The organism is Candidatus Paracaedimonas acanthamoebae, from assembly GCA_017307065.1.
GTDB lineage: Bacteria > Pseudomonadota > Alphaproteobacteria > Caedimonadales > Caedimonadaceae > Paracaedimonas > Paracaedimonas acanthamoebae_A.
In genome coordinates this window covers 14209-39540 of the sequence record JAFKGL010000020.1, presented here as the reverse complement: position 1 = coordinate 39540, position 25332 = coordinate 14209, and the positions used below count along the sequence as shown (strand labels likewise).

The following is a 25332-nucleotide window of genomic DNA, read 5'->3' as shown; positions in this document are numbered from 1 at the left end:
AAAACATTCCTTTAAAAAAGCCTGTGCTCTTGTATCTCTTTAAAAAATCATTCTCAAAAAGAAGTTGAACTTGAGAGGATCACACCATCTTTATGAGCTCTTTTAAGATGTCTTCACATCCCTTTACCCGCTCTTGAGCTTCTTTCCACGCACGCAAAAAAACCAGTTTATGATCAGGTCTCAACTTAACTGTACCACCTTGGGTGTGAATAAATTGAATCAGCGCCACAGGATTTGAGAACGTGTTATTATAAAAGGTAAAAATAGCTCCCTTTTCTCCTGTTTCGATCTTTTCAACGCCAACGTGTCGACATAATTGCTTTAATCTAAGCACGTTTAAGAGGTTCTTAACTTCCTGCGGTAAAGCCCCAAATCGGTCGAGCAACTCGAGCGTAAAGGCTTCTATTTCGTCTTCATTTTCAAGATGGGAAAGACGACGATAGAGATTCAGGCGCGTTGCAAGATCTACAACATAGTCCTCAGGAATCAAAATGGGAAGCCCCAGATGAATTTGAGGAGTCCACACAGCTGCGGTTTGCGGCACCGTCTCTGACGACTTATGCCGGACAGTATCAACAGCATCTTGTAACATTTGTTGGTAAAGTTCCACACCGACTTCGCGAATATGACCCGATTGCTGCTGCCCTAAAAGATTTCCTGCCCCGCGAATATCCATATCGTGACTCGCCAGCTGAAATCCTGCGCCCAACGTATCGAGTGTCTGCATAACTTCCAAACGCTTCTGAGCAGTTGAGGTAATGACATCAGGGATCGTTAAATAAGCATACCCTCGTGTTTTCGAGCGCCCGACACGACCTCGTAATTGATATAATTGCGCTAACCCAAAAAGATCCGATCGATGGATAATAATCGTATTAACTGCCGGGATATCCAGACCTGATTCAATAATATTGGTTGAAAGAAGAATTGAATAATGACGATCATAAAAATCGTTCATTATCTTTTCCAAAATGGTTGGCGCTAGCTGTCCATGCGCCACAGCGACTTTAGCCTCCGGCATCAAAGCTCTTAATTTTTCCTGAATACTCTCAAGATCTTCAATACGGGGACAAACATAGAAAACTTGACCGCCACGATTGAACTCGCGCGTTAAGGCCTCGCGCATCACAATCTCATCAAACGGCATCACAAAAGTTCTGACCGCAAGACGATCTACGGGCGGCGTTGCAATAATACTCATATCCCTCACGCCACTTAACGACATCTGAAGTGTGCGCGGGATTGGCGTGGCTGTCAGCGTTAGAACGTGAACATCTTTCTGAAGATCTTTGAGTTTTTCTTTTTGTTTCACGCCAAAGTGCTGCTCTTCATCCACGATCACGAGCCCCAAATTTTTAAAGTGTGTTGATTGTGCAAAAATAGCATGGGTTCCCACGACCACATCAACGTGCCCCTTTTCTAACCCTTCTTTGATGCCTGCCGCTTCCTTTGTTGGAACGAGGCGTGATAACTGAGCCACCTTAAGCCCAAATCCCTCAAAACGCTTTTGGAAATTTTGGTAATGTTGGCGACATAACAACGTTGTCGGTGCAATAATTGCGACTTGCTTCCCTGAAGAAGCGACGACAAAGGCGGCCCGTAAAGCTATTTCTGTTTTTCCAAACCCCACATCTCCACAGATCAAGCGATCCATCGGCTTCCCAGATTCAAGATCTTGAAGAACTTCGGAAATTGCCCGCTCTTGATCTTCTGTTTCATTATACGGAAAACGGGCGGAAAACTCGTTATATAACCCTTCTGAAGGTTGAAAAATTTCACCCACCCGTAAAGCTCGCTCAGCGGCCAGAGCAATAAGATGTTCTGCGATATCCTCGAGTCTATTCTTCACACGCGCTTTTCGGTGTTGCCACGCAGAACTACCAAGCTTATCAAGCGTTACGATACTATCTTCGCCCCCATAGCGAGACAGAATCTCTAAATTCTCAACTGGAACAAAAAGCTTATCTCCTCCTTCATATATGAGACTTACACAGTCATGAGGAAGTTGATCAACTTGAAGTGTTTTGAGTCCTTGAAAACGGCCAATCCCATGCTCCTGATGCACAACATAATCCCCTTCATTAAGGGCTGCTGCTTCTCCAATAAAAAGATCCGAACGTCGTTTTCTCTTAACAGGCTGGCTTTGGCGTTCTCCAAAAATATCTTGTTCCGTGATTAATACAAAATCTTTGAACTCAATTCCTTGCTCTAAAGGAATCAGAGAAATTCCAATGATTGAAGCTGGCAACGTGATGAAATCATCCCATGTTTCCACTAAATTTGCTTGGCAACCATGATCTTGTAATAATCCTTGAAGCCTTAAACGAGAGCCTGAAGTCATACAGCCAAGAAGAACTTTCTTGTGAGATTTTATATAATTTTCGCCTCGTTCTTTAAGAGCCTCGAGAAGATTCACATTCGGCTGAGCTCTAACAGCACTAAAGTCCGGCACCTTACGCCCTTCTATTTGAGGGCTTCCTTCTTTTAAAAAAGGAGAAAAATGCACGACTTTTTTGGTCTCAATAGTCTTTTCTATTTCTTCAAGAGAGAGGTACAATAACTCTGTCGAAAGAGGATAATAAGGGGCCTTATTATCTGCCTTGATAGTCACGAATTCTTTTCTTGCTTGGTAATTTTCTTCAATGAGCTCAAGTTGAGCTTTTGCCGTGTCAAGAGCTTTGGCATCAAAGACTAAAGTCGCCTCAGGAACATAATCTAAAAGGGTTGCAAGCTGAGAGTAAAATAAAGGCAGCCAATGCTCCATCCCTGCATAACTTTGTCCCGCGCTAATCGCTTGATAAAGAGGATCTTTCTCGCCTGTATGCCCAAACGCTTTCCGATAGGACGTGCGAAATACTTCAATAGATTTCTCATCTAATAAAACTTCACTACAGGGGGATAAATTAATTTCTTGAATATTCTCTAAACTTCGCTGAGAGAGCGGATCAAATATTTTAATGCTATCAATTTCATCCCCAAAAAGATCTAATCGATAAGGCTGCTCAGAACTGGAAGGAAAGAGATCAATAATCCCGCCGCGAATCGCATATTCAGAAGGCTCTCGAACCGTTGAAACACGCATAAAACCATATTTATGGCAGTAATTTTCAAAAGTCTTAAGATTAAAAGAGGTGCCAATTTTTAACTGAAGATCCGCATCTTTAAAGATCTCTTGAGGTGCCACGCGCTGAAGGAAAGCTTGAATTGTTGTAATAACGAGTGTTGGTTTATCAAGTGCCCTATTAAGCTTAAGCAGCGTGGTCACACGCTCACCAATAATATCTCGCTTCGGAGACATCCTGTCGTAAGGCAAACAATCCCACGGTGGAAATATTAAGATATCAACCTCAGGACACAAAAATCTAAGCGTTGCATCAAGTTCATGAAGAGACGTTTCATGATGACAAATATAGAGCAAAGGTGTATTCGGCTCTTGCGCAAGCATTTCCTTTAACAGAAAAGATTCTGCCCCTTCTGGCACGCCTCCTAAAGTTATATGAGTAGAATTTCTCAGTAAGTGATCGATGTTTAATATCTGCATTCTAAGTGACTTTAATTCATGAATTATTTTAACTGATCTCTGCGCTTATAACCTGATTTTTTATTTATTTCATAATTTTATCTTATGGTTGAAATATTCCGCCACAAGAGATGAATCAACGTCGTCAATTGTCGCTGGAGACCACGCAGGTTTTTGATCCTTATCAATTAACAAAGCGCGAATGCCCTCAAAGAAATCATGATTTTTTATGAAAACTTGGCTGAGCTGAAATTCAGTTTCAAGCGCCTCTTTTAAACTTATTCCCTGATTTCTCTTTAAAAGTTCAAATGTGACCTTCAAACTTGTGGGAGAGCGCATTTTTAAAGTTTGGAGACATTCTTGAGAAAAGGAAGAAGGATCACTCTCTAAAGCTTGAAAAACTCCTTCTAACGTCGAGTGATGGAATAAAGTATCAATCTGAGCCTGCTGAATCTTCAAAGAAGCTTCGGGAAGGTTTTCGGCATACGTCTCGAGGATATTATCAATATTTTTGCGTTGCAACGCATCACTCTCACATAAAGCTTCAATGACCTGAGCATGTTTCTCTTGAGGCACAAAATGCGTTGCTAATCCGGCATAAAGACTGTCACTCGCACCAATACTATTGCCGGTAAGCCCAAGATACATCCCCAAAGCACCCGGCGCTTTATTAAGAAAATAACTAGCCCCAACATCGGGGAAATAACCTATTTTCGTCTCAGGCATGGCAAGTTGCGCATTCTGAGCGATAATTCGATACGAACCATGAACGGAAAGTCCTAATCCGCCTCCCATGGCAAATCCATGAATAAAACTGAGATACGGCTTTGGAAATCGGGCTATCTCTAAATTAAGCGTATATTCCTTGCGAAAAAGCTCATCATGAAAACGGGAATCATGACGTTGTTGCGCTTCGTAAACAGACCTCAGATCTCCTCCAGCACAAAAAGCACGCTCTCCTTGCCCTTGAACAATGATCGCATGAACATCCGGATCATGACGCCATTCTTTTAAAATCTCATGCAACGCTGTAATCATAGAAAGATTCAATGCATTTAAGCTTTGGGGTCGCTCAAGCGTAATAAAACCAAGATGATGCACTACTTTGAAGGAGATATCCATGTATCTGACACCTGTCATAATTATGTTGCGTTAATTTATAATGTTTTAAGAGAATACAAAAGTTTTTCTTCGAAAAATATTTGTATGAGGAATCAGACAAATGTTAAGGGTAAATGATTACTATGTTAATTTAAGATTTTTAACTAACAAAAGAGAATTCTATGAAGACCTCTTCTTCCCTTCGTGTTCAAGACATCATGGATGTTCTTCAAGAAATTATTGATCCTCATTCAGGAAAAAATATTGTTTCTTTGGATTGGGTTTCTGGTCTTAACATTGATCAAAATAATCTGACAATCTCCGTTAATATCCCTCCAGAAAAAGCGCATGACTATGAGCCATTACGTCAAGAGATTGAGCATAAAGTTAAACACTTATCTCACGTTAACAAAATAATGGTCGTGCTCACATCTCATAAGGAAAACTCACAAGAAAGTATGAAAACTAATCCAAAATTCCGGGGTAAATATGACCTTCCAACCGTTAAACATATTATCGCCGTTTCTTCCTGTAAAGGAGGCGTTGGAAAATCAACAACCGCTGTTAATTTAGCTTGTACCTTTTCTCAACAGGGATTGAAAGTTGGCATCGTTGACGCCGATGTTTATGGCCCTTCATTACCGCGCATGATGAATTTAAAAGGGAAACCACACATTGATGAAAATAAAAAAATTACACCACACGTTCAGTATGGAATTCAATGTGCCTCGATTGGTTTATTTATCAATGAGGATGAACCTCTTATTTGGCGCGGCCTTATGGTACAGACCACAATTCAGCAACTTTTTAAAGATGTCCATTGGCAGGATTTAGACGTGCTTATCGTTGACCTTCCACCCGGCACAGGCGATGCTCAACTCACAATGATTCAAAAAGTACCTTTATCGGGCGCAGTCATCGTAACGACGCCTCAAGATATCGCCTTAACAGAAGCACGAAAAACCATCAGTATGTTTAAAAGGCTTGAAATTCCTGTACTTGGGATTATTGAGAATATGAGCGTTTTTGAATGTCCTCATTGTGGGGAAGCTTCTCCTCTTTTTCACCCAGGAAATACGTCTCAAGAAGCAAACCAAAAAGATATTCCTTTTTTGGGGCAAATCCCCTTTGTTTATGAATTGAGCCAAGCTTGCGATACAGGGGAGCCTTTTATTTTGAAACATCCAGATCATCATATTTCAAAAATATTCCAAAATATTTCCCATAAAATTCTACCAAAATTAATATAAAAAAATATTATTAATCAATTAAATTAAAATAAAATTCCTTAATAATATTTTAATATTACTCAGATATATTAATGATGTTACTTCAATTACCCTATCAAATTAAAGGATATTAATATGAAAAAGCATATAATCATATCGACAATCATTTTTACGGCATTTCACTCAATACATGTGAATGCGAGCGAACAAGAGAGTAAAGCTTACCAAGAAAAATTAGAAGCATGCCGCAAATATGCGGTCACTAACACGCAAAAAGTTGCGAGTTTAGAATGTCAACGACTTTTAGGAAAAGAACGATCTATTCAAGCCGTGAGGAATCACCAACAAGTTAAAATTGGACCAACCAAGAATCCTCAACACATGACACCAGAAGATTTTAAGAAATAAGCTTCTAAGGATAAGGTTATGCTTTAGAATTAAGACAGAAGCATAACCTCTCCAAAACAAATATAAGAAATTTTAAACCCTTCTCAACAACCCCTTCCCTTTGGGCGATAAATTGCTTACTATATGGCGACTATAATAGTGGTTAAATAGATATATGTACGTAAATTCTTCTCTTCTTCAAACGATCCTTTTCTATGTTGTGACAACACTCGCTTGGGGGTCAACTTGGTATGCTATCAAATTTCAGTTTGGGAATGTTGCTCCGGCCCTTTCGATTGGATATCGATTCGCAATCGCGTCTTTGATCCTTTTTGGGTGGTGTTTTCTTAAGGACGTTAACCTCAGGTTTTCTAAGAAAAGTCATCTTCTCTTCCTGCTTCAAGGAATTTTTCTTTTTTGTCTCAACTATTTTTTTGCTTATGAAGCTGCAATTTACATCTCAAGCGGTATTAATGCCGTTATCTTTTCAATTGTTTTGATATTTAATATGCTGAACTCATTCTTATTTTATCGCCTTCCTATCAATTCCAAATTTATTAGTGGGGCTCTATTAGGAATTATCGGAATATGTTTTATTTTCTGGCCTCAAATTAATGCTCTCAATCTCTCTAATGATAGCTTAAGAGGAATGCTCTTCAGTTTATTCGGAGCCGCCTCAGCTTCATGGGGAACCATGATCTCCATGCGCAATCAGAAGCACCATCTTCCCGTTATGCAAACGAACGCCTATGCTATGGGATACGGCGCTCTTTTAACTCTTTTACTAGCCTTTATTGAAGGACATTCATTGACGTTTGATTGGACTTTTCCCTACGTTCTAAGTCTCTTGTATTTAAGCATCGTAGGATCAGTTATTGCTTTTGGATGCTATCTCACTCTCGTAGGCCAGATTGGACCTGTCAAAGCGTCTTACATTATGCTCATCACCCCCATTGTTGCCCTTATCATCTCAACTTTTTTGGAACAATTCCAATGGGAACAACACGTTATCTGGGGTGTTGGACTTATCAGCCTCGGTAATCTCATTATTCTTGGAAAAAAAATGCCCTCATTAAAAAAGGTTAGGTAATTCTAAGTCCCTTTAAATTTTGCACTTCAACAAAACTGAACTTACAAATTACCTAAAGCCATATTTCTTTTAGTTCTTAAGAGTTAACTCTTCTAACTCTTTTAACATTAATCTTTTATGATGGTAAGCCTGACCAGCTTTGGCCATATACTCAAGGATAGCAAGATGTTTTTCAGGCACCATGTCTTCAGAATCTGCTCTTGTATAAGCTTCAGGATGCCATTGTATTCCTAAGAACGGGGCTCCATGCATATTTTCAAAAGCCTCAATTGTTCCCTCTTCAGGTGACATCTGCTCCCCTTGCCGAGTGTTAGGGGCTATTTTGTTATCCGCAACAGAAATTGCTGATATCTTTGCTAAAGTTGGGATTTTTTTAGACGACGGCGCTTTCCAATGAAGACTATTCACACTTGGCCTCTCGTCCACGGCCGTGCCCATAATCGATCTCAATAAAGTGTCTTTGTGCACTTTTACCCGATGAATTTGCTTATTGTATCCTACCTCACCGGTCGTTTCTGAGATCCGTATCATCCCTCCGCCATAACAATGATCTTCCACTTCTTCAAGCTTTCCTCCCAGAGATTCCCAAAGTCTCCACGATCCTGCACAAATCGCCAAAATAGGTTGCCCTCTAAGAAAAGCTTGTTTGAGGAGATTTTCTTCATGTTCTTTGCGAAAAGAATCAAACTCGTTAACCCGGGCCCTTCCTGGAATAAATAAAAGACCTCCTTCAAAAGCATTATTAATTGTCTCTGGAATTATTTGCCCATTATGCTTATTTCCATACGTTAGACTATAAGTTACGGTCCGTTGGTATTCTGTTAGCTTCTTTGTACGCATATTCTCATGGGCAGAAATCTGAGTTGGATACTTCGTTATTCTTTGGACTGTATAATGATCATAGAGCGCGCCTTTGCCATCTCCTTCTTCTCTAAATGCAATCACTATAGGTGCTTTTTTGGCTTTATCTTCCTGATTGATTTTCTTTTTTTGAGCCAAGATCTCACTTGGCTTATTAAAAGGCATAACAGAGAGAGTTGAGTTTACTTTAACCGGCATTTGAGCTAGGGCAGAGCTTAATTTTTTTTGAGAAGCTCCCTCTTTAGTTTGAAGCGGCACTTGGGGAATATGTTTTTCCCCCTCCTCTTTAAAGATGAGCTTTTTCACTGGAAAATTAGCCTTCTTTTTTATCTGCTTAGTAGCCTGTAATTTTTGGGGAGTAATAAGTTTCTGATATGTCTTAGGCAACTTTGACTTGAATTTCTCTAAAAGCTTCGGAGATGTTTCAACTTTTTTATTTAAAAACCGTGAAATAGTTGCTTCAGATATGTCCAATTTTTCTGCAAAATAAGATTGTTTCTTCCCTTTTTGATTCTCTGCCAACATATAATCTCGAATAAGATTATAATCATTTGCATAAGTTTTTGATAAATTTAATAAAAATAAAACAGTTAAAATTGCTAAGTAAAATTTTTTCATACTGACCTCTTCGTTAGAAATAAACGGGTTTCAGCTGTATAAAAAAATAATCCTTTAATCTATGAGCAAAATCTTCCTAAGTGGTCTACTTAGGTAAGTTTTACTTATTTTGAGAAAACTTAAGAAAGCTTCCTTTATTTATGATTTTTCTTGAAGTATTTTAAGAATTTCAGGAGGAATCGATTGGTTATCTCCATGTCCCACTCCAACAAAGAAAATTGAGGCTTCATTCGATGTCTTTATTTCTAGAAATTCCTCCACTTTTGAATCATAGAAAGCACCTGTCAGCCAAGTTTGAAGCCCTAATGCTGTGGCGGTAAGTAATATCGTTTGAGACGCATGTCCTATATCTAATAAAGCAACTCTATAAGCTCTTGAATGAGGATATTTCCACCAAATTTTATCGAATCGAGAAGTTAAGAAAATTCCAAAAGCAAGGCCTTTTGCAAAGAATTGCCCCAACAATAATTCAATCACTTCTTTCTCAAATTCCCCATTTTTAATCACTGTTAGAGAATGTTGCTCGGCATCATAATGATAAACGCCAGGTTTTATTCCCTCCACATTGAAAATAACAACATATGCTTCTTCAGGATGGATACCTCCCCCGGAAGGAAAGGCTTTACGAACGCCAAGGACCATTAAATTATTGTCCTCTAAATCCTGCCATTTATCATGTAGGGGCCCTAAACTGACATAAAGTAATGTTGAGAGATACTCAAGGGACACAGGCTCTCCATTGAAGGATCTGCATGTTTTTCTGGCTTTTACAACTTCTAAAAAATTTTGATTTTTGAGGAGTTCAAGGTCAGGATTTGGAAGCTTTAACTTCTCTCCCTCTCGTTTGGTGTGAAATTCCGGTGCCTCTTGAGAGATTCCTTGGCAGTATTCAAGATATTCCTTAGACCATTGTTGAGGATCGAGTTCCCCTAAATTGGTTGCAATATCCCGCGTTCCTATATGATAAATCTGGGCAAGAACATCCCAACCCCATTCTTCTTGTGGAGATTGTTGTGTGCATAACAAAGCGCCTTCAGCAAGCTCACTATCAAGAGAAATTGTCTCTAATTCTTCCTCTTTTGAACGATCCACAAGTCGGTCAAAATATAATTTTTCTAAAGCAAATTGTTGATGGTTTTTATAATCCCAAGCTATAATTTCGCCATCTTTGAGAAAGAAAAAAATATGCGGATTAACAAACATCTAAAAGATCCCTCACACTTGATAAATTAAAACACTTTCAGTTTACATTATTCAAATATATATTTGTACTCTTGATTTTTAAATCTAAAGCCGCCTATAGAAGAAAAATATTTAAGTAAGGAAAATAGTGTGTCACGAAAGCTTTTTGGAACAGATGGTGTACGAGGAACCGCAAATACAGACCCGATGACACCTGAGACAATCATGCGACTAGCTATTGCAGCAGGGCGATATTTCAAAAAGGGTGCCACTCATCCAAAAGTCGTTATTGGAAAAGACACTCGACTTTCAGGATATATGGTTGAGCCTGCATTGACCTCTGGTTTTATTGCAGTTGGGATGGATGTAACCCTTGTAGGCCCCATTCCAACACCCGCTATTTCGATGCTCGTTCGTTCCTTTCGAGCTGACCTTGGTGTTGTCATCTCAGCATCTCATAATCCATATCAGGATAATGGAATCAAATTATTTGATCGCGAAGGCTATAAACTTAGTGATACTGTAGAGAAACAAATTGAAGCACGGGTTTTTTCTAAGTCTCTTGAAGGTCTCGTTAAACCTGCAGATTTAGGACGAGCAAAACGCCTCGAAGACGCAACTGGCCGATATATCGAATTTGTTAAAAATACTTTTCCAAAGAATAGACGGCTTGACGGCCTTCGGATTGTCATTGATTGCGCTCATGGTGCGGCTTATAAGGTCGCCCCAACGGTTTTATGGGAACTGGGTGCAGAAATTATCCCTATTGGTGTTTATCCAGATGGAATAAATATCAATAAAGATGTGGGTGCAACTTCCGTAGAAGCTGCAAGACAAGCTGTCCTTGAATACAGAGCCGATTTAGGAATTGCCCTAGATGGCGATGCGGATCGCGTTGTCATGATTGATGAAAAAGGAGGCGTTGTTGATGGCGATCAACTTCTAGCTCTCATTGCAAACACTTGGAATACTGAAGGTCTTTTGAAAGGTGGAGCCGTTGTTGGCACCGTGATGACTAACTTAGGATTCGAATGGTTTTTCAAGAACAAAGGAATAGAATTAATTCGCACGCCCGTTGGCGACCGTTATGTCTCTGAGTCTATGCGAGCAAAATCATGTAATGTCGGCGGTGAACAATCTGGCCATATTATTTTAAGTGATTATGCCCGCACGGGAGACGGCCTTGTGGCAGCTCTTCAAGCTCTTTCCATGATTATTTCTTCAAATAAGCCTGCCAGTGAAATTTTGCGCGTATTTGAACCTGTGCCACAACTCTTAAAAAGCTTTAAACTTAATAATTCTTCTCTTTTAGAAGATGACAAAATTATAGAAGCAATTAATAATGCAGAAACAAAACTCGGGACGACTGGGCGGCTTTTGGTTCGAAAATCAGGCACTGAGTCACTTGTTCGTTTGATGGCCCAAGGTGACAACGAACAAATGCTCCATGAAGTTATTGATGATCTCTCAGAAGCTATTTATCAAAAAGATGCCAATAAAAAGAATACATAATCTCTAATTCTCTTTGGCGGTTTTTTGCACTCAAATCGTCCAACATGAATGTTTAACTGCAGATCATCTGCACAATACCCTTGACATCTTCAGCCGCAGGGGCTGTCGGATAGCGGGTGAGAATGGGTGTTTGGGCACAGATGGTATTCCTCACTTCAGGATCTCGCCTGATGATACCCAACAGATGAGGCGTCATCTTGAGAAATTTCTCACATACTTGTTGGATAGTTTCATAGGTTCGTTTTCCCGCATCCACGGTTTCTGCTTGATTAATGATAACATTCATTGGAAGCATCGGACGACGCCCATACATCACCTTTATAAAGGCGTATCCATCCATTAAAGACGTTGGTTCATCGGTGATAACAACAATGCATTGTCCTGCAATTTGCATGAGATTTTGAATTGTTGTCCCCACACCTGCCCCTAAATCCACCAGAATGACATCGTAAAGTGCTGATAATTTCTTTAATTGTTCTTTTAAATATATTAAGCTTTGAGCAGGAAGCGTTGCCAATGTACCACTTCCTGAACGTCCTGCAATCACATCAAACCCCCCTTGAGGATAAGGCACAATTACATTTTTAAGCTCTATATAATTCATAAGACTCGTGGTCAGGTCTTTCTCTGCCGTTAAACCCAATTGGATATCAATATTAGCAAGCCCCAGATCACCATCGCACAAAAGTATCTTTTTACCTTGTTGTGCGAGAGCTTGAGAAAAAGTAACTGAAAACCAGGTTTTTCCTACACCACCTTTTCCTGAAGCAATAAAGTAAATATTCTCCGCTGCCTCTAGCTGATCTAATTTAGGATTTTTAAAGTCCATTTTTAACATATTCACCCTCTTAGCTCCTTTACCATTTCTTCTAAAGCGAAATGTGGGATTGCCTTGCTGTCTTGAAACTTTCTTAAAAGCTCTGCAAGTAACTTAGAATCTCCCGCGTCTAAACGTGATCCTAACTCTGGGCCTGCACTCACTTGAGCTAAAGAGAATTGACCTTCATAAAGAGCTGTGACTAAAGCACCATACCGATGAGTGGTATCCGCTCTTGTTAAGATAACTCTTTTTACTCCTAAACCTTTATATAAGCCTAAATAATCACTGATTTCCCATGAATCAAGCCCTGCAGGAAACGTCAGAACAGCTTCTCCATTTAAGCAATCTACAACTTCCTCTAAAAATTGAACTTCATCTCGCCGAAAAGGGTTAATGCCTGGGGTGTCTACAAGAATATAAGTATTAATTGGAGACTCATTTAATATTTTTTTAAATTCCTTAATATTTTCAACGGGATGAAGAGGAAGTCCAATTGCTTTCATATAAACTTCGAGTTGCGTAATAGCACCTGCTTTTAAACAATCAAGAGTAATCACAAAAGGCTCAAATCCCGCCATCACATACTCTGAAGCAAGCTTTGCAATTGTTACACTCTTACCTGCCCCAGAAGGCCCTAGAAGAGCTAAACGCGCGGGAGGTAAGAATTTTCCTTGAGAATTAATGATTGGCTTAAACCTAAAAATTGTTTTAAGCATTCCTTCAAAATTTTTATCTGACGTATCTTCTTGAGAAGACGAAAGAGACCACACAAGCCTTTCCTGAATGACCGTCGGGACCCGATGATGTTCTAGAATACGACAAAAATCATTTAAAAAGCTCAAAGGCTCATTAACAGCAACTTCATTAAAATTTAAGTCATCCTTATGCTCTAAAGCGGCCGTTACAGAAACTTCATTTTTCCCTTCAAGCGTCGATAAAATAACAGCTTCAGGGCCAAATTCTTTTTTTATTTCCTGCAGAGCCTCAGTCATTGTTGAGGCTCTGAATGTTTTAAGGCGCATTCTTTTGCTCCCCTCTTGATTTACTTTCTTTTTATTAACCTCCATCGAGATAAACTCTATGAGGCCTTGAAGAAGGTTAGAAACTTAATTCTATTGGCTAAATAACTTTAAAATTTCTTGGATTGAGTCGCTGACAATATTACTTTTTCTGAGCACTTATCTTCCCCTTAGATATGCTTATTTAGTTAGCCTTTAGCCCTACAATTGTCGAGCTATTCACTACACTATTCTTTCTAAGCCGCACGCTTGTGGCTTAATTACTACACTTTTGAGTCCACCTAAAAAAACTCTTAAGATCTCTAATCTCTGTCCATTTTAATAATTTCCGTGATTGTAATACCAAGCTGATCTTCTATTAAAGCGAGATTCCCTCGAGCAAGTAAATGATTATTAATATAAATATCTATGGGCTCCCCAACTTTTCGATCTAGTTCTATAATACTCCCAGGAACAAGTTTTAGAACTTGTTTAATAGGAATACTTGCTTGTCCTAAAACAGCTGAGACTTGGACAGGTACTTGTTGAAGACTTTTCAAATCAATTGATGAGTGTAAATCTTTTTCAGATTGTTGAGAACTGCCCTTAAAAAAAACATCATTTAATGGCGTGAAATCGGTATTATTTATAAAATCTCGATTGTCTTTTATTATTTTTTTTTGATCATGACTATTCATCCATTCCCCTCTTCTAGGATGCTTCCCCTTTATAACAACTTAATAAACTTATTTTTCTATAATCCTGTTCTTGAAAACTTTATGTATCAAAGAAAAATTTACAATATCAATCATGATGAATTCTATCTTTAAATTCTCTTCTTAAAGAGCGTTTTACTTAAATGAATTTCACCCTTTCTAATCAATTCTTTTGCTTCGTTAACAATAACTTGCTGAGCTTCATAAACAGTTCGTATTTTAACCATCCCTAAAGCCATTATTTCTTCTTTTAAAAGTTTAGCAGATCGATCAGACATATGAGAAAAGAAAACCTCTTTTAAAGATTCATCAACTCCCTTCAAGGCAATAACAAGATTGCTTTTATCAATAATGCTGAGAATTTTTTTAATGCCGACCTCTTCAACATATTTCAAGTCTTCGATAGTTAAAATAAGATCTTTTACATGCTTAGCTGCCTCACTGTTTTTAGATTCAAGCCCCTGCATAAATTTCACCTCATCTTTTGGACCGAAAGCATTAAAAATGTCCGCCATATGGGTACAAGAATTTTGCTGAATTGCAGGTGTTAAAATATCTTTAAATTCTGCTTTAAGCGTATTTTCAACTTCATCAAGCACCTCTTGTTGAACTTGCCCCATTGTAAGCATTCTATTCATCACATCGAGTGATAACGCTTCTGGGAATTCAACAAAAACAGAGGCTGCTTTCTGCGGATCAATCCTATTTAAGATGAGAGCAATCATTTGAGGGTGTTCGTCTTTAAGAAACTTCGAAAGGCTGACAGAGGTGACATTCTTAAGTGTTTCTGAGAGATCATCTACCTTAATTTTTTGGTGTTCAATCTTGTTTTCATTCAAATCCAAAGGATGAAATAACTTCGTTAAAATATTTTCTTCAGTTTCAAGAGTGCTTGATTTATTTATTAACTTTTCTACGTCTTTCGAAAATTCTAGATATAAATGGTCAATGGTTGCCATTTCAAATGAATCAATAGCTGACATCCTTTGGAGTATATTTTTGATTTCATCAACATTGAGCTTCGAAAAAATTTTTTCTACTTCATTTTTAGGTAGAGAAAGTAAAAAAACAGCAACCTTGTCAAATGATGAAAATTTAGAATGTGTTTCTGGCCTTACAGTTTCCTGAATAGGCATCTTTTTATTTTCCCTTCCGCATCCAATCTCGAAGTACGCTTACCGCTTCTTCAAGGTGATGATCAAGAATATATTTCACTTTTTGCTGAGATCCTTCACTCACATTTTTTTGAAAATGAGGAGAAAGCCTAGATTGTAAGGATTGAGCAATAAAATTTATATCTTGTGAATGCTTTAAATCTATATGAGGAAGTGGCGATTTTATTGGGTCTTGGGTTGTCGTTGCTTTTTGTTTTTTTAATGAAAAGCTAAAACCAAGTGGCTTTATGACAACCATAATCCCTAAAAAAGTTGCAATAATGAAAATTAATAATTCTACAAATCGTAATAATTCTGAATGCTTAAAAGCAATAACAGGCTCCAAATAATCAATTGGATGTGACGTGCGGTCTTTAACCTTAGCAAAAGGCATATTGATAACTTCGAGTTGATCTTTTCTTTCTATATTAAAGCCAATTGCGGATGATATGAGCTTCTTTAATTGTTCCATCTCTTCTGAAGATCTTGGCTGATAAATCTCTTTTCCTTTATCATCATAGAAATAATGTCCATCTACAACGACCGCAACAGAAAGTCGTCTTATACTTCCAGATTCTCGCGATTGTTTTTGAACTAACTTTGTAACTTCATATTTAATATTTTCCTCTGTTAAATCATGAGGTTCATTAGTCTTTCGAATAGTTTGGCGAGATCTTTCAACTTGCCCTTGGGGATCATAGCGTTCTTCTTCTTGCGAAAAGCGATCGATATCCACTTCGGCGGTAACTTCTGCTCGCACCTTATCAGGTCCCACATATTTTCCGACTAAGCCTTCAATCATCTGGGCCGTTCTTGTTTCATAAGCCATCCGAATTTCTTCGATATTTGTTTGATGCTGTGAATCTATTTCTGTGTCACTCTTTGCTAACAGATTTCCTTTATCATCAATAATTGCAACAGCCTCAGGTATAAGTCCTGGCACAGCCGAAGCGACCAAATGTTGAATGGCCAAAACTTTAGATTGCTTTAACTCTTTAGAACTCCGCATATGAAGAACGATTGAAGCACTCGGCTGCTGTTGCTCTTTTATAAATAACTCTCGTCGGGGAAGAACAAGATGCACTCTTGCAGATATCACACCCTCTAGAGAAGAGATTGTTCGCGCCAGCTCCCCCTCTAAAGCTCGTAAATGTTTTATATCATGCATAAAAGTAGAACCTATATTGACTGCTTTTTGGTCAAAAATTTCGTAACCTACAATTCCTCCTTTAGGAAGTCCTGCTTCTGCCATCTCCATCCGTAGGCGCGCCACTCGTTCAGATGGCACATAAATCTGAGTTCCTTCAGCTTTAATCTCAAAGGGAATTTTTTGCTTTTCAAGTCGTGCAACAATACGACTTGCATCTGCAAGCTCTAAATCAGAATACAAAAGAGCCATAGGTTGAGATGAAAATTTTATAAATAAACCGGCAAGACTTAAAAGCCCTATAACTATTATGAAGGCATAGAGAACCCGTCGCGAAGTTCCCCAACTTCTCAAAGTCTGCGTTATCCGCTTCACAACAATATCTCCTTGGCGTTAAAATTGCCGCTTAGCTCTAAACTGTAAAGGTTAATATTTTATTAATAAAGGCCAAAATTTTAGCCCAAAAAAAATTTTTTATTGAAATTTAATCCCTCTCTTCATTTTTTTAGGATTCCTAAAGCTTAATTTTGTTAGGAGAACCCTAAAAAAGCTGATGATCTTTTCTCAAAGATTGCGCCCCCTAAATTAATAAAGAGATGCCCTCAGTCTTCACCTTGAGCTCTTGAAAAACCCATACGATCTCCGAAATAAGTTAATTTTTCAAGATGCATCCATCTATAAGAAGGACTTATTTTTTCAAGTAAACGGCAGATTAAGGAGTCTGTCATTTCAGCTTCTTCTTTTGCCATAAAACGGCAACTCCAAAGATCCACAACATCTAAGGTAGTGCCTGCACTCGGATAGACTTTCACCCCTCGATTTGAGATCATTTTGAGTTGAATCGGTAACTCTGAGACGATCTCTTCTAAACTTTTACCTAGGATCTCTGCCATTAAGCTTGACTGAATAAAAAGATCAATCCCTACAACTTTTGAAGAGGCTTTGACACTCTCTGGATCCCGTGAAACGCTAGGCATCTGAAGAGGTTTATAATCCCTTAATTGCCAAAAATCAGAGCTCTTTCCTAAATTTTTTATGATCTCATCGCAATAAGCTGTTGTCGAACTTGCATTTTGTCTCCCAACAACATCTTTCGTTAACGCACGTCGTTCTTGCAGTGTAACTAAAATTGCTTGTTCAATGGTATTGGCAGCCTCAAATTCACCTAAGTACCTTAACATCATCAAGCTTGAGCAAATAACAGCTGTGGGATTAATCGCATTCTGCCCTGCATATTTAGGAGCAGATCCATGGACAGCTTCAAAAATAGCAATCTCATTTCCTAAATTCGCCCCAGGTGCAAATCCCAATCCTCCGATTAAACCAGATCCTAAGTCGCTTAAAATATCCCCATTCATATTTGTTGTGACAATCACATCAAACATTTCAGGAGCTTTCACCAATTGATGTGCGCAATTATCAACAATAATGTGGTGCGCTTCAATGTTCGGGTACTCTTTGGAAATTTCTTCAAAAGTTTGCTTGAGCAGGCCTTCAGAAAACTTCATAATATTGGCTTTAGTGGCACAATGTACTGTCTTACGCCCTTCTGCAAGCGCAAATTCAAAAGCGACCCGCACAATTTTTTCACACCCTTTGCGGGTAATTAATTTAAGAGTTTGTGCCGTTCCCGGCGTTTGCATATATTCAATACCCGCGTACAAATCTTCTACATTTTCACGAACAATAACAAAATCTATTCCTCGCCCTTGATAAGGAGATGGAACACTTGGGAATTCCCGAATAGGCCGGATATTTGCATAAGTTTCAAATAATTTTCTTAAAGTGACATTGGCACTTTTTTCACCATATCCTACAGGGGTCTCAAGAGGCCCCTTCAGAACAACCTTATTTCGCTTAATAGAGTTGATCGTCTCTTCAGGAACGCCCGACGCAAACCCTTGTTTAAAAACGGCTGCACCCGCTAAACATTCTTCCCACTCAATATTGATCCCTACCGCCTCAATGATCCTTCGCGCTGCACTTGTTACTTCAGGGCCAACCCCATCACCTGCAATAAATGTTACAACATGTTTTGTCATGATATCTCTTCCCTCAGTTGTTCTCAAAATAAGCAGAAAGTGGGGAATAAAGAGACTCAATAACCATTGATTTAAAAGAAACTTTGATCATTTTGAAAATTTCATAAACTCCCCCCTTTAAAGAAAGTGATGAAGAATTTCCGGTTAAAAGCATCCTTAGTTTTTCTATCAACGTGGTTTCACGTGGAAATATTTCAAGCTTCACCACTTCATCTTTTTTTAAACCTACCTCTTCTTTCGCTATAGTGATTGCAAGTTCCATATCTCCCAGAACATCAACTAACCCTCTAGAAAGAGCCTCATCTCCTGTCCAAACATGACCTTGAGCTAGTTTACGAACCTCATTTAAAGGCAACTTACGCGCCACTGAGACACGTTGCATAAAGATATCATAGATCTGATCCAATGATTCATTAACAGCCTCTAATTCTTCTTTTGAATAGTCTTTTACACTGTTCCATATCATGGCTTTCTGTCCCACTTGAACACTTTGCCAATGAATTTTTAACTTTTCCCACAAAGCATTCGTCACCAGTTTCCCACCATACACGCCTATAGAACCCGTAATCGTCGCAGGATTTGCAACAATTTTTTTTGCCGGAAGTGCCACCATATATCCGCCTGATGCAGCAACATCGCCCATAGAAGCAATCACCGGTATTCCTTTGATTTTTGCTTGTTCAGCCGCGCCCCAGATGGTATCAGAAGCAACCGCAGAACCTCCAGGACTATTAATTCTAAACACAATTGCTTTCACATGAGGATCTTTAAGAGCCTCTTCAAAGGCTTTACGAACCTCTTCTGCCTTAGTTACAGCATCCAGAGACAAAGGATTTCCCCTCTCAGAAGTTCGCATAATGGGACCCACAGCGTAAATAATAGCGATCTTATTTTTTGCTTTTATCTTAGGAAGGGATTCCGCATATTTCTTAAATTGGACAAATTGACCAGCCTCTTTCATCTTCGCTTTAAGAGACGTATAAAGGTCTTCAATGTATCCTATATGATCAATTAATCCCATTTTCTTTGCCGTTTCTGCTGTCACAATGGGGGCACGATCTATGTATTCTCTCATATGAGACGGGTTTAATTGTCTATCTTGAGAAATATCTGTGATAAATTGTTTTAATCTCGCAGTTAAAATTTTCTCGAGATCTTCACGATTTTGGGGAGAAAGCCCCTCATGAGTCAGAAAATCCATAGCTGTTTTATAACCTTCGCGTCTTAAGATGCGTGCGGTCACTCCATAGTCATCCAAAAATTTCCGCAGAAACGGAATTTCAACACCAAAACCTGTAATATTTAAGGACCCCAGAGATTGTAGCCAAATTTCCTGCCCTACCGAAGCAAGGTAATAGGCGGCCATACCTGAAGAGCTTTCACCAAAAGTATCGCAATGAACAATAACCTTCTTCCCTTTTTGAGAAAACCTTTTCAAGGCATTGCGAAGCTCTTGGATCTGCCCAAATCCCGCCGGAGATTGTTGGTTTAGTCTTAAGAGAATTCCCACAATTTTTGGATCCTGGCTCGCATGAGTCAGCGTTTCGACAACCGAACGCAAAGAAACATGAGGACTGAAGAAAGATTGAAGCCCTTCTGCAGTTTTTTCCTCTAAATCTCCGTCAAATGATAACTCTAAATAACTATTATCTTGCACTTTTAAAGTTTTAAAAGAAGCAAAGATTATCCCACTCAAAGAAAGCACGATACTAAAGAGAGTTATTCCACCCAATACGACAAGGAATTTCTTAAAAAAGTGACCCATGATAGTTAACTTTATGACCGTTCTTCTTTCATTGTTGAGATATCAGGTGCATCAATTGCTTTCATTCCGACCACATGATATCCGCTATCCACATGATGAACTTCTCCTGTGACACCTGAAGACAGGTTGCTTAACAAATAAAGGGCAGCACCCCCAACATCCTCTAATGTGGTATTGCGACGTAAGGGCGAATTATATTGATTCCACTTTAAGATATAGCGAAAATCTCCAATCCCTGAAGCAGCCAATGTTTTTACAGGCCCCGCAGAGATCGCATTCACACGAATATTATCCCCACCCAGATCTGCCGCTAAATAACGAACACTTGTCTCGAGGGCAGCTTTTGCCACACCCATCACATTATAATGGGGCATCACTTTCTCAGCGCCATAATAAGATAATGTCAATAAACTTCCCCCTTGAGACATCAGAGGTGCCGCATGGCGCGCAACAGCTGTAAAAGAATAACAGGAAATATCGAGTGTATTTAAAAAGTTGGCGCGGCTGGTATCAACATACTTCCCTTTCAACTCTTCTTTGTCTGAAAAAGCAATTGCATGCACAACGAAGTCAAGGGTTCCCCATTGATCTTTTAAGGCTTGAAAGGTTTCAGCCAACTTTTCTTCATCCGTCACATCGCATTCAAGTAAGACATTTGAATTAAGGGATTCCGCTAAAGGAACAACTCTTTTTTTCAAAACTTCTCCTTGATAGGTAAATGCTAATGAGGCGCCCTGAGAAGCCAGCGCTTTTGAAATTCCCCAAGCTAAAGAATGGTCGTTAGCAACGCCCATAATAAGGCCTTTTTTACCGACCATTAATCCTTGTTGTGTCATTAAGAGCTCCTTGTTATATCGCTTTATATTATCATAGAATTAAGATATTAACGGCAAGCCTACCGTTAATCAATACTTGTGATGTAAGAAGTCGAGAGTCTTCTTCAGTCAAGATCTTCGTCTTGAATTATTGTTGGGTTTTTCTCTTCTTCAACAGAGACTGAATAAACTTCAGAAAACCATCGATTTAAATCGATTTGCTTGCAACGTATCGAACAAAAAGGCCTGAATTCATGCTGTCGCGGCTTTTTACAAATGGGGCAGAGAAGGATTTTCGAAGTTGGGTTTTGAGTCATGATGTAAAATTAATTTTCTTTAGTTTTTGAGGGATTGAAAGACCTGGACGATAGCGTGTTAATTCAAAAAGTCCCGTCCGCGTGAATCCAGGAATAAATGTATCTTTTTCCTGAAATTGGTCTTTAAGATAAGTCCATAGTTTAAAATAAAAGCTTTTATTTTTAAAGATCGGAAAATCGATGACGATACGCCCGCCATAATTTCTTAATTTAATTTGCTCAATACAAGTGTCACCAGCTCGCTTACTGAAGTCGTAAAGGTCATTATCTCCTTTTAAATTAACGCCTTTTTGATCGTAAGCAGAGGTATTAACATCGATGGCTGTGAGCGTCTCTGCTTCTTCAAATAAAAGCCAACCACCACCTGAAATCGGCACGATCGGCTCTAAAAATGATTTCCATATACTATCAAGCTGATAGGACCATTCTAAATCAGATTTTAGTGTCACTGTTGTTTTCCCTAAAGCCCTAATCTCTTGATAAATTTCAATATCATTTACGATAATAGGGATATCGATCTCTTTTAAATACCTCTTCCAAGCTGGATCAGCTGCGACCATGCACAGGGGTAATTTATCTGCGTCTTTAAGATATTTTTCTTTTTCAGGAACTTTATCCGTTACAAGAGCACCCTTTTGAGCATAAGGGGTTACACTAGACTCTTTTACGATACAGACGACTTGACATTCGCCTTCGACAAAAGACGTTTTTGGAAAACAAAGAGCTGGTTTATTCTCGCCCACATCAAGCCATGCTCTTGTTTTATCCGTTCGTAAGACGCGCGCTAAATAAATATCACCGACTTTAGGTTTGTTGTCGAAAAGATCTAAACTGCATTGAATCGCTTTCTCATCCTCAAAAGCCGTTAAAAATATGCCTTCAGGTTTTTTAAAAATAAAGAGTTGCCTCTCATCTTCTTCGCGCATTTTTAACACTTTCTAATGAAAAAACAGGGCCCACAGAATTGCAAGGAGGCTCTTTAGCAAGAGATTTAAGAGAAGAATAAATAGATAATAAAGAGAATAAGTTATAGCCTAGAGTCTTCAGCCACAAATTTAAAAGTGTCTCCGGCACAAGTGTAGAGATTTTAGTGGCCATTCCCCGCCATTATTTTTCTCTAAAAATCACGCGCCCTTTTGTAAGATCATAAGGTGTCATCTCAACAACAACCCGATCCCCCGCAAGAACTCGAATTCTATTTTTACGCATACGCCCAGAGGTATGGGCAAGAATAATATGTTCGTTATCTAATTTCACTCGAAACATAGCATTTGGTAGAATTTCAACGACGGTTCCGCTAAATTCAATCAGATCTTCTTTCGACATTCAAACTCCATTTTACGTTAATCATAAACTTTCCAAGAACCAAAAGTGTTTTATTATAATGAATTAAAAATTTTAGCCAAGAGGTTCTTGTGCGTAAGGTATGTAGTCTATAATTGGATTTTAAGCAATCTTTTGTTTAAAATGATCTTTAACCTAGTAATAACTTCAACGCCATCAACAATAAAAACCCCCCAGTTATCCGATCAATCCAATGACGATACTGACTAAAAAAAAGACGGGCCCGTTCATTTGAAAAACAAAAGGCAACAATTGTGAACCATACAAGTGTTGTGATAAAAATCATTGAGGCATAATAACCTAAAATCGCCTTTGGTGTCTGGTCACTTACATTCAGAGATAAAAGACTCAAGATGAAAAGCATAGCTTTTGGATTCAAGGCATTGGTTAAAAAGCCACTTCTTAAAGCACCAAAAGGGGTCAATTTCAACTCTATGGGTTTTTGAGATATGTTCTTAGAGGTTGCAGAAGCTCTCAAACCACGGATCCCTAAATAAGATAAATAACCTGCGCCCAAAACTTTTAACATCACCAGAAGCCATTCTGTTTGCGCAATGAAAGCGCCTAATCCCATCAAGATATACGTTACATGCAGCATAATTCCACCCGCAATCCCAAAAGCGGTTAATAACGCGAGGCTACGTGAGTGGATAAGACTATTTCGCACCACAATCGCAAAATCAGGTCCCGGGCTTACTAATCCAATTATCTGCATCGCCGTCACAGAAAGAATGGAAGGCAAATAGGTTAGAAACAGATCTTTCATTTAAAAGAAAACTCCTTTTGAACGTTCATTTTGATGAAAATAGTTAGAGAGATTACTCCCTGCCTGCGTCTTCTTCAAATAATTCTTTTATCTCTGATTGAAAGATATCATCGAGCTCTTCTTCTGGAGAGCTGGCAGAAGTTTCAGGAACATCATTTTCTTGAGAGGGATCGAATCCTTTGTTTAAAAGAGAGAAAATAGAAATATCTTTCTCAAATGAGCTGCTAGCATTTTCTCCCCCCAATCGACGCAGTGAGAATTTTCTCAATCAACCGTCCTAATTCAAGGATGAAGTCCGCATGCATGAAGATGCCTTTGAGACCAAATTAAGTCACAAAACCAATTTTAGTTAACTGTCCATTAATCAATTTATAATATGCTCCTTAGGTAAGTTCAAACAACCTATTAAAGGAATTACAAAATGATTCGCTATATGCAAAAATTTATATATATTGTCCTGTTTTCGATAATTGCCCAAACGTCTATAGCAAGTAGTGTAAATTTAAATAATTATACTGCTATAGCACTTACGTCAGCAAGCACTGTTACACTGGTTAGATTAAAAAATTCAGTTCTTTCAACTGAAAAAGCTAAATCTCTAATAGGGCAATCCGCAGTTAACGACTACAAAAAAATTAACGGAATGATAGATACAGTTGATGGCAGACATCAGATTTTTCATATTTCACTTAATGATAATATTAAGAACTTCCTAAGTATTCAAGGAAATCTAGCGCAATTTAATAACATTCTACCAAAAATTTTATTTATTATCGATGAGGTTCAAGAAAATGTAACTAACTGGGGTCGCTTTATAGCACTTCATATAAATAACTGGAAACCTGCAAGTAAACTTAGTCAAGAGCAAACAGAATTTATGAATGAATTCATGAGAATTGCAAATGGTACCTTGCATATATCTCTCAGTAAAGTAGTTACAAATCCAATCAGTAGCATCACTGGTACCTCTGCAACCATCAGCCAAACAGAAATGGCTAATCGTCATCAAAGGACCGTAAAGACAAATTGGTTAGAAATTTATCAAGAAAAGTTCGCTCCATTAGAGATAAAGGTAGAGAAATTAACAAACACTACTACACTTAACAATTAGAAACAATTTTTTAACCCTAATTGTCACCCCCTTGTGTTGACATATTTTTTCATCCAAAGCGATCGATCTAGAATTTAGATCGATCGCTTTATTTTTCCTGATAAGTCGATTTAATCTTTCAACGCATCAATCAATATTTCCCTTAGGATGGTCTGCAGGTGGAGGATTATTAGGAAAACCGTACGCATCGGCCCCTGATGTGGCGCCAGGTGACCTGTCACTTTGGTGGCATAGAATTCCAAATGTACCTGGCGTCTTCACGCTGGTTGCCTGAGATCCTCGGCACACGGCCGAGGATGAGGGTAGTAGAAAGGACCTCTTTCTCTACCATCTGTTGTTGCTCTCTCTTCATCGCCGAAGGTAAGGTCCCACCACCGATTAAAAGACTGATGATCAGTCTTTTTGTTGCTTCCTTGCAGAGGAGGAAAGTAACTCCTTTCTGCTCTCAACACTCTCTGGTGAGAATCTTTCTTTGGTGTCGATGTCTCTCTCCATAGGTGAGGTCCTCTCTTAGTCTTAACATTTGTTATTTGATCATACCGTTCCATCATTTTATAATTACTCCCTGTTTTATGGTTTATTGTTACATACTTCTGATGAGCCTTTTGCCCTTCTCTCTATCCCCCGAAAGCTTAAGAAAAATAAAGACGAACAACTTGGTTCTTTCATCCCCCACGTATGTCCCGTCTTTACTCCTCCTAGCCTCAGAGGTTCCTTTCTTCATCTCCCTTTGGCCTCGAGGTTCCATCAGGATGAGAAAAGAGTCTCTTGATCTGCTTTTCTCAGAGGAGGCGACCTCTGAAAAAAGACAAAGGAAAGGCATTCACTCAAAAAGAG

Annotated in this window: 23 protein-coding genes; 5 read left to right on the top strand and 18 right to left on the bottom strand. The window is 38.7% G+C overall.

Going from position 1 to position 25332, the window contains the following annotated elements; all coding sequences use genetic code 11:
• Window positions 1-79: 79 nt before the first annotated feature.
• Window positions 80-3541 carry a transcription-repair coupling factor gene (gene mfd, locus J0H12_05285; protein ID MBN9413316.1) on the bottom strand — a complete coding sequence of 1154 codons (3462 nt, stop codon included), beginning with the start codon at window positions 3539-3541 and terminating at the stop codon, window positions 80-82.
• Between the two features lie 69 nt (window positions 3542-3610).
• A complete protein-coding gene (locus J0H12_05280; protein MBN9413315.1) occupies window positions 3611-4642 on the bottom strand; it encodes an enoyl-CoA hydratase/isomerase family protein in 1032 nt (343 codons plus the stop codon).
• A 161-nt stretch (window positions 4643-4803) separates the two neighbouring features.
• Here J0H12_05280 and J0H12_05275 point away from each other — a divergent pair, with 161 nt between their 5' ends.
• The 3 genes from J0H12_05275 to J0H12_05265 all read left to right on the top strand — a co-directional run bounded on the left by J0H12_05275 (window position 4804) and on the right by J0H12_05265 (window position 7327).
• Complete coding sequence (locus J0H12_05275) at window positions 4804-5871, top strand: Mrp/NBP35 family ATP-binding protein (protein ID MBN9413314.1); 1068 nt, start codon at window positions 4804-4806, stop codon at window positions 5869-5871.
• 114 nt (window positions 5872-5985) lie between these two features.
• The gene (locus tag J0H12_05270; GenBank protein MBN9413313.1) at window positions 5986-6258 is read left to right on the top strand and encodes a hypothetical protein; all 273 of its coding nucleotides are present in this window, start codon (window positions 5986-5988) and stop codon (window positions 6256-6258) included.
• A gap of 154 nt (window positions 6259-6412) precedes the next feature.
• Complete coding sequence (locus J0H12_05265; protein MBN9413312.1) at window positions 6413-7327, top strand: EamA family transporter; 915 nt, start codon at window positions 6413-6415, stop codon at window positions 7325-7327.
• A 69-nt stretch (window positions 7328-7396) separates the two neighbouring features.
• Here the strand turns inward: J0H12_05265 and J0H12_05260 are convergent, their stop codons facing one another.
• Together J0H12_05260 and J0H12_05255 are read right to left on the bottom strand one after the other, a co-directional pair.
• Window positions 7397-8806, bottom strand: a complete 1410-nt coding sequence (locus J0H12_05260) for a gamma-glutamyl-gamma-aminobutyrate hydrolase family protein (protein MBN9413311.1) — start codon at window positions 8804-8806, stop codon at window positions 7397-7399.
• Window positions 8807-8944: 138 nt separating this feature from the next.
• Complete coding sequence (locus J0H12_05255) at window positions 8945-10009, bottom strand: SagB/ThcOx family dehydrogenase (protein ID MBN9413310.1); 1065 nt, start codon at window positions 10007-10009, stop codon at window positions 8945-8947.
• A 129-nt stretch (window positions 10010-10138) separates the two neighbouring features.
• On the opposite strand from J0H12_05255, the gene J0H12_05250 reads away from it, so the two are divergent.
• Entirely contained in the window at window positions 10139-11500 is a 1362-nt protein-coding gene (locus J0H12_05250; GenBank protein MBN9413309.1) for a phosphoglucosamine mutase, read from the top strand.
• A gap of 52 nt (window positions 11501-11552) precedes the next feature.
• Here J0H12_05250 and J0H12_05245 read toward each other — a convergent pair whose 3' ends face one another.
• The 13 genes from J0H12_05245 to J0H12_05185 form a co-directional block, all read right to left on the bottom strand.
• The gene (locus tag J0H12_05245) at window positions 11553-12338 is read right to left on the bottom strand and encodes a MinD/ParA family protein (protein MBN9413308.1); all 786 of its coding nucleotides are present in this window, start codon (window positions 12336-12338) and stop codon (window positions 11553-11555) included.
• A gap of 2 nt (window positions 12339-12340) precedes the next feature.
• On the bottom strand, window positions 12341-13342 hold the full coding sequence (locus J0H12_05240; protein ID MBN9413307.1) for a hypothetical protein: 1002 nt from the start codon (window positions 13340-13342) through the stop codon (window positions 12341-12343).
• Window positions 13343-13641: 299 nt separating this feature from the next.
• Window positions 13642-14016, bottom strand: a complete 375-nt coding sequence (gene fliN / locus J0H12_05235; GenBank protein ID MBN9413306.1) for a flagellar motor switch protein FliN — start codon at window positions 14014-14016, stop codon at window positions 13642-13644.
• A gap of 128 nt (window positions 14017-14144) precedes the next feature.
• A complete protein-coding gene (locus tag J0H12_05230; protein ID MBN9413305.1) occupies window positions 14145-15170 on the bottom strand; it encodes a hypothetical protein in 1026 nt (341 codons plus the stop codon).
• Between the two features lie 4 nt (window positions 15171-15174).
• A complete protein-coding gene (gene fliF, locus J0H12_05225; protein MBN9413304.1) occupies window positions 15175-16710 on the bottom strand; it encodes a flagellar M-ring protein FliF in 1536 nt (511 codons plus the stop codon).
• A gap of 227 nt (window positions 16711-16937) precedes the next feature.
• Window positions 16938-18377 (bottom strand): NADP-dependent isocitrate dehydrogenase, encoded by a 1440-nt coding sequence (locus tag J0H12_05220; GenBank protein MBN9413303.1) that lies wholly within the window; start codon window positions 18375-18377, stop codon window positions 16938-16940.
• Between the two features lie 13 nt (window positions 18378-18390).
• Entirely contained in the window at window positions 18391-20142 is a 1752-nt protein-coding gene (sppA, locus tag J0H12_05215; GenBank protein ID MBN9413302.1) for a signal peptide peptidase SppA, read from the bottom strand.
• Between the two features lie 11 nt (window positions 20143-20153).
• The gene (gene fabI / locus J0H12_05210) at window positions 20154-20978 is read right to left on the bottom strand and encodes an enoyl-ACP reductase FabI (GenBank protein MBN9413301.1); all 825 of its coding nucleotides are present in this window, start codon (window positions 20976-20978) and stop codon (window positions 20154-20156) included.
• A 104-nt stretch (window positions 20979-21082) separates the two neighbouring features.
• The gene (gene yacG / locus J0H12_05205) at window positions 21083-21274 is read right to left on the bottom strand and encodes a DNA gyrase inhibitor YacG (GenBank protein ID MBN9413300.1); all 192 of its coding nucleotides are present in this window, start codon (window positions 21272-21274) and stop codon (window positions 21083-21085) included.
• The gene (locus J0H12_05200) at window positions 21271-22200 is read right to left on the bottom strand and encodes a ribonuclease E/G (protein ID MBN9413299.1); all 930 of its coding nucleotides are present in this window, start codon (window positions 22198-22200) and stop codon (window positions 21271-21273) included. The genes yacG and J0H12_05200 overlap by 4 nt, the downstream gene beginning before the upstream one ends.
• Before the next feature lie 181 nt (window positions 22201-22381).
• Window positions 22382-22600, bottom strand: coding sequence for a translation initiation factor IF-1 (infA, locus tag J0H12_05195; GenBank protein MBN9413298.1), 219 nt, complete (start codon window positions 22598-22600; stop codon window positions 22382-22384).
• Between the two features lie 148 nt (window positions 22601-22748).
• Window positions 22749-23384, bottom strand: coding sequence for a LysE family transporter (locus J0H12_05190; GenBank protein MBN9413297.1), 636 nt, complete (start codon window positions 23382-23384; stop codon window positions 22749-22751).
• A 52-nt stretch (window positions 23385-23436) separates the two neighbouring features.
• Window positions 23437-23652: a hypothetical protein gene (locus tag J0H12_05185; GenBank protein MBN9413296.1), complete on the bottom strand. Its 216-nt coding sequence runs from the start codon at window positions 23650-23652 to the stop codon at window positions 23437-23439.
• Between the two features lie 153 nt (window positions 23653-23805).
• Here J0H12_05185 and J0H12_05180 point away from each other — a divergent pair, with 153 nt between their 5' ends.
• A complete protein-coding gene (locus J0H12_05180; protein MBN9413295.1) occupies window positions 23806-24495 on the top strand; it encodes a hypothetical protein in 690 nt (229 codons plus the stop codon).
• A gap of 257 nt (window positions 24496-24752) precedes the next feature.
• On the opposite strand, the gene J0H12_05175 is transcribed toward J0H12_05180, so the two are convergent.
• A complete protein-coding gene (locus J0H12_05175) occupies window positions 24753-25046 on the bottom strand; it encodes a hypothetical protein (GenBank protein ID MBN9413294.1) in 294 nt (97 codons plus the stop codon).
• Window positions 25047-25332 lie beyond the last annotated feature (286 nt).

Excerpts from the sequence above, each read along its gene's own strand:
- sppA (MBN9413302.1), bottom strand. The coding sequence starts at position 20,142 with ATGGGTCACTTTTTTAAGAAATTCCTTGTCGTATTGGGTGGAATAACT.
- fliN (MBN9413306.1), bottom strand. The coding sequence starts at position 14,016 with ATGAATAGTCATGATCAAAAAAAAATAATAAAAGACAATCGAGATTTT.
- infA (MBN9413298.1), bottom strand. The coding sequence starts at position 22,600 with ATGTCGAAAGAAGATCTGATTGAATTTAGCGGAACCGTCGTTGAAATT.
- J0H12_05180 (MBN9413295.1), top strand. The coding sequence starts at position 23,806 with ATGATTCGCTATATGCAAAAATTTATATATATTGTCCTGTTTTCGATA.
- fabI (MBN9413301.1), bottom strand. The coding sequence starts at position 20,978 with ATGACACAACAAGGATTAATGGTCGGTAAAAAAGGCCTTATTATGGGC.
- yacG (MBN9413300.1), bottom strand. The coding sequence starts at position 21,274 with ATGACTCAAAACCCAACTTCGAAAATCCTTCTCTGCCCCATTTGTAAA.
- J0H12_05255 (MBN9413310.1), bottom strand. The coding sequence starts at position 10,009 with ATGTTTGTTAATCCGCATATTTTTTTCTTTCTCAAAGATGGCGAAATT.
- J0H12_05200 (MBN9413299.1), bottom strand. The coding sequence starts at position 22,200 with ATGCGCGAAGAAGATGAGAGGCAACTCTTTATTTTTAAAAAACCTGAA.
- J0H12_05260 (MBN9413311.1), bottom strand. The coding sequence starts at position 8,806 with ATGAAAAAATTTTACTTAGCAATTTTAACTGTTTTATTTTTATTAAAT.
- J0H12_05220 (MBN9413303.1), bottom strand. The coding sequence starts at position 18,377 with ATGACAAAACATGTTGTAACATTTATTGCAGGTGATGGGGTTGGCCCT.
- J0H12_05275 (MBN9413314.1), top strand. The coding sequence starts at position 4,804 with ATGAAGACCTCTTCTTCCCTTCGTGTTCAAGACATCATGGATGTTCTT.
- J0H12_05190 (MBN9413297.1), bottom strand. The coding sequence starts at position 23,384 with ATGAAAGATCTGTTTCTAACCTATTTGCCTTCCATTCTTTCTGTGACG.
- J0H12_05230 (MBN9413305.1), bottom strand. The coding sequence starts at position 15,170 with ATGCCTATTCAGGAAACTGTAAGGCCAGAAACACATTCTAAATTTTCA.
- J0H12_05280 (MBN9413315.1), bottom strand. The coding sequence starts at position 4,642 with ATGGATATCTCCTTCAAAGTAGTGCATCATCTTGGTTTTATTACGCTT.
- J0H12_05265 (MBN9413312.1), top strand. The coding sequence starts at position 6,413 with ATGTACGTAAATTCTTCTCTTCTTCAAACGATCCTTTTCTATGTTGTG.
- J0H12_05175 (MBN9413294.1), bottom strand. The coding sequence starts at position 25,046 with ATGATGGAACGGTATGATCAAATAACAAATGTTAAGACTAAGAGAGGA.
- mfd (MBN9413316.1), bottom strand. The coding sequence starts at position 3,541 with ATGCAGATATTAAACATCGATCACTTACTGAGAAATTCTACTCATATA.
- J0H12_05270 (MBN9413313.1), top strand. The coding sequence starts at position 5,986 with ATGAAAAAGCATATAATCATATCGACAATCATTTTTACGGCATTTCAC.
- J0H12_05245 (MBN9413308.1), bottom strand. The coding sequence starts at position 12,338 with ATGTTAAAAATGGACTTTAAAAATCCTAAATTAGATCAGCTAGAGGCA.
- J0H12_05240 (MBN9413307.1), bottom strand. The coding sequence starts at position 13,342 with ATGCGCCTTAAAACATTCAGAGCCTCAACAATGACTGAGGCTCTGCAG.